This window comes from Pseudoalteromonas ostreae, assembly GCF_018069805.1.
Taxonomy (GTDB): domain Bacteria; phylum Pseudomonadota; class Gammaproteobacteria; order Enterobacterales; family Alteromonadaceae; genus Pseudoalteromonas; species Pseudoalteromonas ostreae.
The window spans coordinates 55,437-67,469 of the sequence record NZ_JAGPYN010000012.1 but is presented as its reverse complement, the minus strand read 5'-3'; the positions used below and the strand labels follow the sequence as shown (position 1 = coordinate 67,469).

The 12,033-nt window shown below is 41.6% G+C and carries 11 protein-coding genes; 7 read left to right on the top strand and 4 right to left on the bottom strand.

Going from position 1 to position 12,033, the window contains the following annotated elements; translation table 11 throughout:
• The first annotated feature begins 16 nt into the window (after window positions 1-16).
• The 4 genes from J7338_RS11275 to J7338_RS11260 all read left to right on the top strand — a co-directional run bounded on the left by J7338_RS11275 (window position 17) and on the right by J7338_RS11260 (window position 3,994).
• Complete coding sequence (locus J7338_RS11275; protein WP_210797149.1) at window positions 17-637, top strand: YfgM family protein; 621 nt, start codon at window positions 17-19, stop codon at window positions 635-637.
• Between the two features lie 9 nt (window positions 638-646).
• Window positions 647-1,825: an outer membrane protein assembly factor BamB gene (gene bamB / locus J7338_RS11270; protein ID WP_210797148.1), complete on the top strand. Its 1,179-nt coding sequence runs from the start codon at window positions 647-649 to the stop codon at window positions 1,823-1,825.
• 93 nt (window positions 1,826-1,918) lie between these two features.
• A complete protein-coding gene (gene der / locus J7338_RS11265) occupies window positions 1,919-3,385 on the top strand; it encodes a ribosome biogenesis GTPase Der (RefSeq protein WP_210797147.1) in 1,467 nt (488 codons plus the stop codon).
• Window positions 3,386-3,613: 228 nt separating this feature from the next.
• Complete coding sequence (locus J7338_RS11260) at window positions 3,614-3,994, top strand: VOC family protein (RefSeq protein ID WP_210797146.1); 381 nt, start codon at window positions 3,614-3,616, stop codon at window positions 3,992-3,994.
• Window positions 3,995-4,219: 225 nt separating this feature from the next.
• On the opposite strand, the gene J7338_RS11255 is transcribed toward J7338_RS11260, so the two are convergent.
• Window positions 4,220-4,684, bottom strand: a complete 465-nt coding sequence (locus J7338_RS11255) for a TlpA family protein disulfide reductase (protein WP_210797145.1) — start codon at window positions 4,682-4,684, stop codon at window positions 4,220-4,222.
• Window positions 4,685-4,894: 210 nt separating this feature from the next.
• On the opposite strand from J7338_RS11255, the gene J7338_RS11250 reads away from it, so the two are divergent.
• Complete coding sequence (locus tag J7338_RS11250; protein WP_210797144.1) at window positions 4,895-5,389, top strand: hypothetical protein; 495 nt, start codon at window positions 4,895-4,897, stop codon at window positions 5,387-5,389.
• Here J7338_RS11250 and J7338_RS11245 read toward each other — a convergent pair.
• Window positions 5,386-6,591, bottom strand: coding sequence for an anhydro-N-acetylmuramic acid kinase (locus J7338_RS11245; protein WP_210797143.1), 1,206 nt, complete (start codon window positions 6,589-6,591; stop codon window positions 5,386-5,388). The genes J7338_RS11250 and J7338_RS11245 overlap by 4 nt on opposite strands.
• A 201-nt stretch (window positions 6,592-6,792) precedes the next feature.
• Here J7338_RS11245 and J7338_RS11240 point away from each other — a divergent pair, with 201 nt between their 5' ends.
• A complete protein-coding gene (locus J7338_RS11240; protein WP_210797142.1) occupies window positions 6,793-9,537 on the top strand; it encodes a TonB-dependent receptor domain-containing protein in 2,745 nt (914 codons plus the stop codon).
• 67 nt (window positions 9,538-9,604) lie between these two features.
• Here J7338_RS11240 and J7338_RS11235 read toward each other — a convergent pair whose 3' ends face one another.
• A complete protein-coding gene (locus tag J7338_RS11235; RefSeq protein WP_210797141.1) occupies window positions 9,605-10,510 on the bottom strand; it encodes a DMT family transporter in 906 nt (301 codons plus the stop codon).
• Between the two features lie 67 nt (window positions 10,511-10,577).
• Between J7338_RS11235 and J7338_RS11230 the strand changes: the two genes are divergently transcribed.
• Window positions 10,578-11,105, top strand: coding sequence for a TetR/AcrR family transcriptional regulator (locus J7338_RS11230; protein ID WP_210797140.1), 528 nt, complete (start codon window positions 10,578-10,580; stop codon window positions 11,103-11,105).
• Window positions 11,106-11,141: 36 nt separating this feature from the next.
• Here the strand turns inward: J7338_RS11230 and J7338_RS11225 are convergent, their stop codons facing one another.
• Window positions 11,142-12,014 carry an SMP-30/gluconolactonase/LRE family protein gene (locus tag J7338_RS11225; protein ID WP_210797139.1) on the bottom strand — a complete coding sequence of 291 codons (873 nt, stop codon included), beginning with the start codon at window positions 12,012-12,014 and terminating at the stop codon, window positions 11,142-11,144.
• Window positions 12,015-12,033 lie beyond the last annotated feature (19 nt).

Genomic DNA, 12,033 nt, shown 5'->3' with positions numbered 1-12,033 from the left:
AAAAGACGAGGTAGTAATGGATATTTATTCAACAGAAGAACAACAAGCTGAAGCGATCAAACGTTTTTTTCGTGAAAATGGTGTATCACTGGCGCTAGGTGTAGTGCTAGGATTAGGTGGTCTGTATGGCTGGAAAGCATATAACCAAAATCAAATTACAACTGCTGAAAGTGCCTCTGATGCATATACACAGCTGGTTGAAGGTGGTGAAGTATTAGGTTCTGCAGATACATTTATCGCAGAGCACAAAGATACTAACTACAGCGCACTTGCAGCCTTTGTTGCTGCTAAAGAAGCCGTAGAAAAAGGTCAACTTGATGTAGCCAGTGAAAAGCTCAGCTGGATAATGACTAATGTTACCAATGCAGATTTAAAAGCAACGGCGACCACCCGTTTAGCTCGCGTGCAAATAGCACAGCAGCAATACGACCAAGCTTTAACAACGCTTAACGCTAAACTTGCAGATTCATTCACTGCAACAGTCGCTGAGCTAAAAGGTGATATCTACACAGCTCAAGGCGATGCAAATCAAGCTCGCACCGCTTATCAGACTGCTGCCGATGCGGGTGGTATTGAGAATAACCCATTATTGCAAATCAAACTTGATGACTTAGCAGTAACTAGCCCAACGGCGTAAGGGGTTACCATGAAAAAATTAACAGCGGCAACCATAGCGCTATGTATGGCAACCTTAGTCGGTTGTTCATCAAGCGATGACGAAGACGAACTGGTGTTACCTGAAATCGTTAATCAGTTTGAAACCAAAGTAATTTGGCAAGAAAGCATTGGTGACGGTGTTGGGCATTACTTTTCTCGCTTAACACCTGCTGTTTACAAAGACCGCGTTTTTGTAGCTAACCGTGCAGGTAAAGTCGAAGCGCTATCGCTTGAAAACGGAAATACTCTTTGGGAGACCGATGTTCGCGAAAATTTGACCTTTTGGCCATGGCAAAGCGACATTAGTGCAAAATTATCAGGCGGTATTTTACAGGCTTATGGTAAAATTTTTATCGGCTCTGAACATGGCTATTTAGTTGCCCTTGACCGTGAAACGGGTGAAGTTGTTTGGCGTAAAAAAGTACCCGGTGAAGTGTTAGCAAAACCAGCTGCCGGTGATGGCCTTATATATGTTAACCTAGGCTCAGGTAAATTATTAGCCCTTCACCCTGATACTGGTGAAGAGCGTTGGAGCCATGAGCAAGAAGTACCCGCATTAACACTACGTGGGCAAAGCTCTCCGACCGTTGCTAACGGTGGTGTATTAGTTGGCCTTGAAACAGGCAAGTTAAGCGTACTGATCTCTGACAGTGGTTACTCTGCGTGGAGTGCTGAAATTGCTACACCAAAAGGCGCATCAGAATTCGAACGTTTAGTCGATGTTGATACACAACCTCTGATCAGTGGTCCTTATGCGTATGCAATTGCCTATAATGGTAACTTAGCAGCTGTAGATATTCGCTCTGGTAATGTTGTCTGGAAACGCGAATACAGCAGTTACCGTGACCTTGCCATGGATACCCAAACTATTTACGTAGTAGATAGTAATGGTGTTGTTTATGGATTAGATAAAACCTCTGGCATTGAACGCTGGAGTCAGCCAGCCCTTCGTGGTTGGTACTTAACAGGGCCTGCGGTAGCAGGAAATTACTTAGCCATGGGTGACCAAGAAGGTAATCTACATTGGCTAAATAAAGAATCAGGCGAACTTGTATCGCGTGAAGACTTCGACAGTTCAGGCTTTTTTATTGAGCCAATTGTTGCTGACGACAAACTGATTTTATACACCCGAGATGGTGAAGTTAGTGCGGTAAAAATACCGGACTAATTTGCTAAATAACTATAAGTTATTAATAGTTAATTTATTTTTTTTAAGGCTTCGCTATGCGAAGCCTTTTGTTGTTTTTTTAAGAGGTAGTTTATGCTTCCCGTGATCGCTCTAGTTGGGCGACCCAATGTGGGCAAATCCACATTATTTAACCGTTTAACACGTACGCGTGATGCACTCGTTGCCGATTTTCCAGGCTTAACGCGAGATCGAAAATATGGCCAAGCTAATTACGATGGCTATGAATTTATCGTGGTAGACACGGGCGGTATTGATGGCTCTGAAGAAGGCATCGAAATCGAAATGGCTGATCAATCGCTACTGGCGATTGAAGAAGCCGACATCGTATTATTCTTAGTTGATGCACGCGTAGGTATGACAGTAGCTGATCAAGCTATTGCCAACCATTTACGTAAACAAGAAAAGAAAAGCTTTGTTGTTGCCAATAAAACTGATGGTATTGATGCTGACTCAAACTGTGCTGAGTTTTATCAATTGTCACTGGGCGAAGTACACCATATTGCAGCCGCTCATGGCCGTGGTATTACCTTATTACTTGAACACACCTTACAGCCTTTACTTGCAGAGCTGAGTGCGCAAAATGATGATGGCAAAGGCGATGACGACGAGTTAATCGATTTATATTCTGAAGATGATGAAGATCCTACAGCCCATGAAGCATTTGCAGATAAGCCAGTAAAACTTGCTATTATCGGTCGTCCTAACGTAGGTAAGTCAACACTGACTAACCGTATATTAGGTGAAGAACGCGTTATTGTTTATGATATGCCGGGCACAACCCGCGATTCTATTTATATTCCAATGACTCGTAACGAAAAAGAATACGTGCTGATCGACACCGCTGGTGTACGTAAACGCAAAAAAGTCAGCGATGTGGTTGAGAAATTCTCAGTGATCAAAACCCTCCAAGCAATCGAAGATTGTAACGTGGTGCTATTGGTTGTAGATGCCCGCGCTGGCATTTCGGATCAAGATTTAAGTTTACTTGGTTTTGCCTTAAATTCTGGCCGCTCACTGGTTATTGCCGTGAATAAATGGGATGGCCTTGATGATTACGTGAAAGATCGTATCAAATCGGAGCTTGACCGTCGCTTAGGCTTTATCGACTTTGCTCGCTTACACTTTATCTCAGCTTTACATGGTACAGGTGTTGGTCATTTGTTTGAGTCAATTGACGAAGCTTATGAATCAGCAACTAAGCGTATTAGCACTGCTATGCTGCGCCGCATCATGGACATGGCACAAGCTGATCACCAGCCGCCACTGGTTCGTGGTCGCCGTGTTAAGCTTAAATACGCGCATGCGGGTGGTTATAACCCACCACGTATCGTAATTCACGGTAACCAAGTACATGATTTACCAGATAGCTATAAACGCTACCTAATGAACTACTACCGTAAAGCATTAAAAATTATGGGCACGCCTATCAAAATCGAATTTAGAGAAGGTGATAACCCATTTGCAGGACGTACTAATAAAGTGACGCTTTCGCAAAAACGTAAGATCCGCGCATTTAGTAAAGAAAACCGCAATAAATGATAGAGCTGTAAGCTGTAAGCTGTAAGCTGTAAGCTGTAAGCTGTAAGCTGTAAGCTGTAAGCTGTAAGCTGTAAGCTGTAAGCTGTAAGCTGTAAAAATTGAACCTTGTTGGGCACGTCCTTACAAGGTTTTTTTATAAACCAATTTAAGTGTTTAGCTTTACCTTGTGTCGCAAATCTTAGGAAACTGTGCTTTATTTAAAAGATGTAAACTTAAATAGAGTCATCAATGGAATTAATCAATCAAGTTATCTATGTTGATAACGTTGAAGAAACCCTGGATTTTTATTATCAGGCGTTTGGTTTTGGCACTCATGCCCTCAGCGATGATGCCGAATATGGAGAGCTTGCCACAGGCGATGTAAAAATTGCTTTTGCGAATCACCCGTCTGCTCAAGCCCATTTTAAACAAGGTTATATCCGCGCTCACCCAAAGCAACCAGCGCTAGGTTTTGAGCTGCGCTTTAGCTGTACTAATCTCAGTGAAAGTTACGATAAAGCAGTGCTTGCTGGCGCAGAGCCTCTTTGCCCCCCTAGCTGTAGAGGAACTCAATATTATGCCTACGTAAGAGCCATTGAAGGTACTTTGATCTGCTTAGTACAAGCCTAGTCCTTCATCAAAACAGCATTAAAGTTTAACTTTGTAGCAATATAAGCCACACTTTACCTGCATAGTATTCTTGATTAGGATCCTGACTATTTACCTCATCGATTAGGGTAATTACCTGTTGCAACATGAGTTACTGGTTATGTTTATTTTACTAATAGCTTATTTTAATCAGCACGTTACTAATAAGTCAGAGAAAAACAATCAAATCCTAACTAGCTAATCCTGTTAATTAAATTGACTTAAATCGCTGGCAATAGACGCCTTTGGTTTTTCAACTAACCGCCCAAGCTCTTCGCCTGCTGTTAATACTATAATCGTTGGTGAATACTTTAATTGGTAGCGTGCTGCAATCCCTTCAGGATCGCGTTTATCATAACCGACAGCGACCAACTTTAAGCTGGCCAATGCCACCTTGGAGCTATCAAGTAATTTAAGTAACCGTGGTACTTCACGCTGACTATCGTGACACCAAGTGCCAAATAACACCAAAATATCTTTACCTTTGAGTGTTTGCATGGCTTGTGTATCGGCAACAGTTGACACAAAGTTATTATATTCACTGGAAAATTGCTGATAATCGTTAAGTAAATCAGCCGCACTTATCTGCCCTACAAACGGCTTATTATCTACAGCAAAAGACAGTAGCGGCACTAAACATACTGATAAAAAGAGCGCTATTCGTTTAAACATGATAATTCTCGGCTATTTATATTAAGTTGACTATACCCAAATCACAGTTTATTGCGAGTGCTATTACCCGTTTGTAAATCAGCCATTCTTGCTGCTATTAAGTAAATACTTAAAATGATGAAAATACGCTCAATTAGTCATAAATCTGCAATTAAACTATAGGATAATTTCCATTCGATTTAATTAACCTAGAAAAGACGACTGACCTCAATGACCACTCCTTTAGTGCGCTTGAACTTTGCACTGCAATCTTTTGAAGATCCGCTATCAGCTGCCATGGCACATACTATGGAGTACGATACGCTGCATCTAAATGCAAACGCGCAGCATGAAATTACACTGCTTTGTGTATTACCAGAAGATGCGCATGAAGGCGACACTATTTCGTTAAGTGCAACACATATAGCAGCGCGTGATGCGCGTTACTTTATGCAATACACACTGCGTCTGAGCGATATAGAAGAAGGTGCGGTAAAGCTGACACTTGAAAAAATAACTCTCAGTGATGAAAGCGACGAATATGTGCTGCAATTAATGTTACATGGCTTACATGCAACCCTCAAAGACAGTGCTGAATTTGATGTCGCAATCAAGCAGTATGGCGCAGGTTATATACCACAATACGAGCCGGCTCTGGCGTCTAAAAGTCATTCTATGCGCCAATATATGGCAAGCTTTAGTAGTTCATTTTTATCATTATTTTAATCCGCAAAGCTGACTTTACCCATAGTAATGGTGGGTATGCCCTGCGCTTGATTACCAAAACGTTGCTGGCCACCCGCTAAACACTCGTTCGCTAAAATCGCAAACAAAACTGCTTCTTTCGCATCTGGGTCGATACCTAGAGCATGGGTATTTTTAATCTCATGTAACTGTGGACACAAAGATAAAATATGCTTCATCAACAGTGGATTATGTATTCCCCCACCACTGGCATAAACTGTAACATCGGCTAATTTTTCACTGCATTGATTAATAGCCTGTGCAATCATCATCGCCGAAAATCGATTTAGTGTTGCCATCACATCTTCGTGGCTTAGCTGTAGGGTGTTGGTTGTCGTTTGTGCTTGGTGTAAATAAGCCAAATTGAAAACTTCAGGGCCTGTCGTCTTAGGAAAGTCTAAATTAAAAAATTCATCTTGGCATAACTCATCCAACAACGGCTGATTTATCTGGCCTCGGTTGGCAATTAAACTATCTTTGTCATAATGAAGCGGCGCAAAATAACATTGTATATAAGCGTCCATAATGGTATTACTTGGGCCAATATCAGAGCTAAATACAGCGCTCGCATCAGCAGATTGTGGTAAAAATGTCAGGTTAGCAATGCCACCCATATTCAGTAATATACGATTTTCAATTAAGCTGCTAAAAAATAAATAGTCGCCATATACCGCAAGTGGTGCGCCTTCTCCGCCCGCTGCAATGTGCTTTTGTCTAAAATCGCCAATCGTAGTAATACCTGTCGTAACCGCTAAATGGTCGCTATCACCTATTTGCAAAGTGCCATGATTAAAATCGCTCTGGTTATGCTGACTTTTAGGGCAGTGATAAATAGTTTGCCCGTGACTTGCAATCACATCAATATCAGCTGCATCAACTTTCCATTTAGCTAAACACTGCAATACCATCTTGCCATGTAATTGCCCCACCCAAGGGTGAAGTAAAGTAACTAACTCCAAATCACATTCGCGCCTGGCAAATACTGTTTTTATTTTCTGTTTATAATCATCATCATAATCAACGGTGTCAAAGGCTAACACATCAATTTGGGTGTCCATGCCATGCCCTGAGACTTTGCACAATGCAACATCTAACCCATCTAATGAAGTCCCACTCATCAGACCAATTATTAATCTTTGTTGTTTTTTAGCGCTGTTATACAGTTGTAATATATGCTGATGCATTCTTTTCACCCTTAAAAATCAAAATACTAATGAATGTACATTCACTTCAAACTAAAGAATACTTTATACCTTAACTTTAAACATTTAAAGAATAATTATTGCAAATACGTTAAAAATGCTTTAAAACTTACCAACACACTGAGTGTACCGACAACGATAAAATTCATAATAGCAAAAAATACATAACCACGGGAACAGACTATGAAACACTGCAAATCTAACTCAATGCGCCCACTCCACCTGCTATCACCAATTGCACTGGCAGTTATTGCCTCTACTAGCCCTGCTTTATTGGCCGCCGAACAGCAACAAGTACAGCAAAAAAAACCTGAAGTAATTACGGTTACTGGCTCGCGTATTCAGCGCACAGAATTAGTTTCAAGCAGTCCAGTAGTAAGTGTTGATAAAGCACAAATACACCTAGATCGCGCAGTTAATGTAGAAGATATTACCGCAAAATTACCACAAGCCGCAGCGGGAGCTAATAGTACAGGTGCGACGGTAGGTGACTCATTTGGCTCATCGACTATTGATTTACGTGGTCTTGGTCAAAACCGAACTTTGGTATTAATTGACGGTACGCGCGCTGTGCCATTTAGTTTTCGTAACTCAGTTGACGTCAATACAATTCCTGCAGGTTTGATCAAACGTGTTGATGTTTTAACTGGCGGTGCGGCTGCTGTTTATGGTGCCGATGCAGTAGCTGGCGTGGTTAACTTTGTGCTTGATGATGACTTTACCGGCGCTGAGTTTTCAAGTAGTTATGAAACAGCTGATGGTGGCAATGAAAAACTTAATTTTGAAGCCATTTTTGGTGGCGATATAGCTGATGGTAGTGGCCATATTACTGGCTACCTTGGTTATTCTGAACGTAAAGAGTTACTTGCTGGTGAACGTGATTATGCCTTAGAGAATGGTGCAACTATGATTAATAGCGGCGGGTTTTACACCGATGTTGCCAGCGGCAACAGTTTAGCAATTAATGATGTAGGGCAAGTCGTGAGCGACCGTCAAACCAGTGACTTTACCGGCGACCGTTATTTAACTCAGCCAATGGATAGATTTTCTGCTGGGTTATTATTTGATGTGGATGCCAATGACAGCGCAATCATTTACGGCCGCGCTATGTATTCAAAAGTAACCGTTAATGGCGCCGGCGCTAGCGGTCAAACACCTATTTTTGTTAATGAACAAGTAACCCTCACACAAGATAACCAATATATTCCTGATGAACTACGCCAACAACTCACCTTTGATGCTGATGGAAATGCGCTAGTCAATGTTGAACGTAATTTAGGCCTTGGCGTTCAGCATACTGAAGCCATGCGTGATTCATTACAATTTCAACTGGGTTTAAAAGGCGATATTAACGATTATTTACGTTACGATATTTATGGTCAGTATGGTCAAACTGACGAAGTCGCTACAATTTACAACAATGGCTATAAAAATGATAACAGTGGCAATAGTCGCTTTGGCAATATTGCCAATAGCAGCGATATTTTTGATCCTAATTTAGATCCAAATGAATTTAGCGATCCACTGTTATATACCACCCGTGAACGTACTCAAAGTGTATTTGCTGCAACTCTCTCTGGCGATTCAAGTGCCTTATTTGAATTACCCGCCGGTTATGTTGATTTTGCAATTGGTTATGAATACCGCAAAGAAACGGGCAAGCAAACTCCAGGGGATGCATTTAGAAATGGCACTAGCTTTGCGTCAGTTAGCGCGTTTGATATGGACGCCAACTTTGACAGTAGTGAGTTTTATGCGGAACTTTTAGTACCAATTTTAGTTGATATGCCGTTTGCTAAAGAGCTTAGTTTTGAAGGCGCGTATCGTATTTCTGATTATTCAAACACCGAAGCCGAAGACACTTATAAGCTTGGCATAAACTGGGCAATTAACGATGATATCCGTATCCGTGCTAATAAGCTCACTGCATTTAGAGCACCAAACTTAGGCGAATTCGCAAGTCCGATCACGGAGTTATCATTTGCTTTATTTGACCAAAGCAGTGACCAATTTTTATTACACTATGCCGGTCGCTTTAATGGCGATCCATGTTTGCTAGGTACGGGGGACGCAGCGCAATGTGCCGCATTTGGCGCACCTGCAGTTGGTAGTGAATTTGATAGCAGCTCTGCCGCTTATACTTACGGCGGTAACCCAGATATAAAACCAGAACAAGCTGAATCAGATACTTTAGGGTTAGTTTATACTCCCAGTTATATCGATGGCTTTGATGTATCTGTAGATTATTACAGCATTCGTGTCACCGATGCAGTAAGTCAAATTCAACCTGCTGCTGCATTACAAAGCTGCTATATCGACGATCCAAATCCAAACAACCCATTATGTGGTGCTGTGCTTCGCGATCCAAACACGGGCTTTATTAGCACCGCGATCGCAAATGATTTTAACCTTGCAGCGATTGAGCAAGAAGGTATTGATGTCGCTGCTAACTATGTATTTGATGCACCAATGGCGTTAGGCGGTCGCTTTAGGCTCTCATACCAAGGTAACTTTGTAACCAAGCAAACACGCCAAAATAATAGCACAGTGGCCGACGTTGATTGTAAAGGCACTTACGGTAGCACGTGTTCAGGCGATTTTGCGAGTATCTTACAAGCCGATTATAAACACCGCGCTACCTTTGATTGGCAGCTAGATACCATGAATTTCCAATTAGGCTGGCGTAGAATTGGTGAAGTAGAATATGCTGTAGATAGAACTGAAACAATCGATGCTCAAGATTACATAGACTTTGCTGCATCGTGGCAAGCAACCGACACTATCGCGGTTAACTTTGGTATCGATAACCTGTTTGATAAAGCACCACCAACCCCTGAAATTGGCGCAAACCACTTTAACACAGTGAGTGATTACAGTGTGATTGGTCGTACCGTAGGTGTTGCAGTGCGTTATTCGCCTGAGTTCTGATCCAGTTGCACATGCTGCACAGGATACCCCAAGCGCCCCCTGCCCGGTGCGCTTTTTATTGCTCATATTACTTGGTTAATCTGCACGGTTGTGTTGTTGCGATGCTCTGATTTTTTGTCTTTATCAAGGTTAAGTAAACACCCACTGCACTGATAGCTAAACCTAATATAGCAGGTATCGTGATTGCTTCACCAAACATTACCCACGCCCAGAGCGTTGTAACGGGTGGGGTTAAATAAATTAAACTCGACACCCGTGTTGCAGAACTTTTTGATAAGATCTGCCAATAAAGCCCGTAAGCGCCTAAGGTAGAAAATAGTATAAACCACACCACAGCATAAACAAAATTCAGGCTAATTTCAGGTACTAAGCCGCCATTAAAATAGGCAAGCGGCATAAACAATACACTGGTAATTAAACATTGTATGGTGAGCGATGGCAATATAGTCACTTTACTCGGCTTCGCTTTTGCTACAAAGGTTGCAACTACAATGCATATCATACTAAGCAAAGCTAAAGCGTATGCAAATAAAGGCGAATCGTTTATTCCTCCTACCACAGTGACTGCTACACCAATAAACCCTAAGCAAAGACCTACCCATTGCTTTAAAACAACTCTCTCAGACAACACAATACCAGCAAGTGCCGCGGTGACTATAGGCTGTAAAGACGCTATTAACGCTGCGGTTCCTGGAGAAACGCCCATATCAATTGCTGCGATAATTGTTGCTAAATAGCCAAACATAGCAAAGCCGCCAATAACACATTGCTGTAGTAACTCCCGTTTATTTAGCTTTGCTAAAACCCTTATTGAAAAGGGCAGTAAGATGACTGACGTAATTAAAAACCGCCAAAACAAAACGGTAAAAATTGAGCCTGTATTAGACGCTAGCGTCCCTCCGATAAAGCCAGAACTCCACGCTATAACCAAGCCTATTTCTAAAACCGGTATTGATTTTAACTTATCAAACACACTCACCTCAAAAGTAAAACGATCACTCTACTTGCAATGGTAGAGTGATCGTTTTACCATGTCAACTATGAACAAGACCCAAGAAAAGATAGCCAGCGCTTTAGAAACTGCTTTCGCCCAACATGGCTTTGCAAAACAAGGTGTTGATGCGTTAAAAGAAGCCACAGGGGTAAGCCTAAGAACCCTGTATAAATACTGTCCTTCAAAAGAAGCAATGATAATCACTGCGCTTGAGTACCGTCACACTCGGTATTTAAACACTATTTTCAATTCGTTAAATGATAGTGATAGCCCTAAAGCTGAGCATATATTTAACCAAATAGAATTCTGGATGAGCGAATATGCACCTAGCGGCTGTTTGTTCCACAATGCAGTGGCCGCCTATCCAAACAGTGAAGCATTATCACGGCTATTAGCTCGACATAAATTTGAGGTAGCCACTAACTTAGCCCAAGCCCTAAATCTCAAAGGCTATGAGGATGAGTTACTACTAATACATGAAGGGTTGATGCAAAGCTGGCCTTTACTGGGCAATAAAGCACTCCTCGTTGCAAACAAGTTAGTAAGTGAATACTTAGAAGATCGAAGCCCGTAGATAAAGCGGCATCCGTGGGTCTATTCCCACGAATCATTATAAATCAATAACCTCTATCGCACCGCGTTTTTGCATGGTGACAAACAGCTTTTTTTGCCCATCATTAAATGCCACATTGGTTGGATGCTGCCCTGTTAAAGTATAGGTTTGCAATATCTTACCTGCGGGGCTAATTTTTAAAATAACACCTGCGCCATAGCGCGCCACAAATAAGTTGCCTTGGTTATCAACACGCATGCCGTCCATACCATGGTCGTCAAATGTGATCAGCGGCTGCTTATTGCTGATGTTTAGCTCACTATCAAGATCGTATTGCCAAATAACCCGCTGCACACTCTCATTCACGTAGAGCTTGTTGTTGTCATTATTGACCGCCACACCATTGGTAGTGCCCATATCATCCTCTAGTAACTCAGTGCTGCCATCAGCATTTATACGCCACAATTTGCCGGTACTGTTTGCCCAATTTGGGTCGCTAGCAAATAAATCACCGCGTTTAGTTATAGCAATGTCATTAGGTTGATTCATGGTTTTATTATGAGCAAAAACCTCAACGTTTTGACTATTAGCAGGCACTTTTAAAATATTATGATTAACATAATCAGCTATGTATAAATTGCCTTGGCTATCAAATTGCAAACCATTACCAACGCTGTCATTTGGCAGCTTTAAAAATAAGCTGGCTTTGCCATTGCTATCAACCTTACCAATCGTGCCTTGTTCAGCAAAGTTAACCGCATATAAATGTTGCTTATAAAATACCGGCCCTTCTATGCCTTGCGTAAAGGTATTATCTGCAACAAAGTCACGACTGCTATTAGCTGTTGTATTAGTTACTGTATTCGTTGCTAAACAGGCGGTACTTAGCAAAACTGCAGCACAGCTTAATCCACAGATCATCGCTTTCATTTTATTATTATTCCTAATT

Coding starts and splice junctions, on each gene's coding strand:
- J7338_RS11275 (WP_210797149.1), top strand. CDS start 17: ATGGATATTTATTCAACAGAAGAACAACAAGCTGAAGCGATCAAACGT.
- bamB (WP_210797148.1), top strand. CDS start 647: ATGAAAAAATTAACAGCGGCAACCATAGCGCTATGTATGGCAACCTTA.
- J7338_RS11260 (WP_210797146.1), top strand. CDS start 3,614: ATGGAATTAATCAATCAAGTTATCTATGTTGATAACGTTGAAGAAACC.
- J7338_RS11250 (WP_210797144.1), top strand. CDS start 4,895: ATGACCACTCCTTTAGTGCGCTTGAACTTTGCACTGCAATCTTTTGAA.
- J7338_RS11255 (WP_210797145.1), bottom strand. CDS start 4,684: ATGTTTAAACGAATAGCGCTCTTTTTATCAGTATGTTTAGTGCCGCTA.
- J7338_RS11225 (WP_210797139.1), bottom strand. CDS start 12,014: ATGAAAGCGATGATCTGTGGATTAAGCTGTGCTGCAGTTTTGCTAAGT.
- der (WP_210797147.1), top strand. CDS start 1,919: ATGCTTCCCGTGATCGCTCTAGTTGGGCGACCCAATGTGGGCAAATCC.
- J7338_RS11240 (WP_210797142.1), top strand. CDS start 6,793: ATGAAACACTGCAAATCTAACTCAATGCGCCCACTCCACCTGCTATCA.
- J7338_RS11245 (WP_210797143.1), bottom strand. CDS start 6,591: ATGCATCAGCATATATTACAACTGTATAACAGCGCTAAAAAACAACAA.
- J7338_RS11230 (WP_210797140.1), top strand. CDS start 10,578: ATGAACAAGACCCAAGAAAAGATAGCCAGCGCTTTAGAAACTGCTTTC.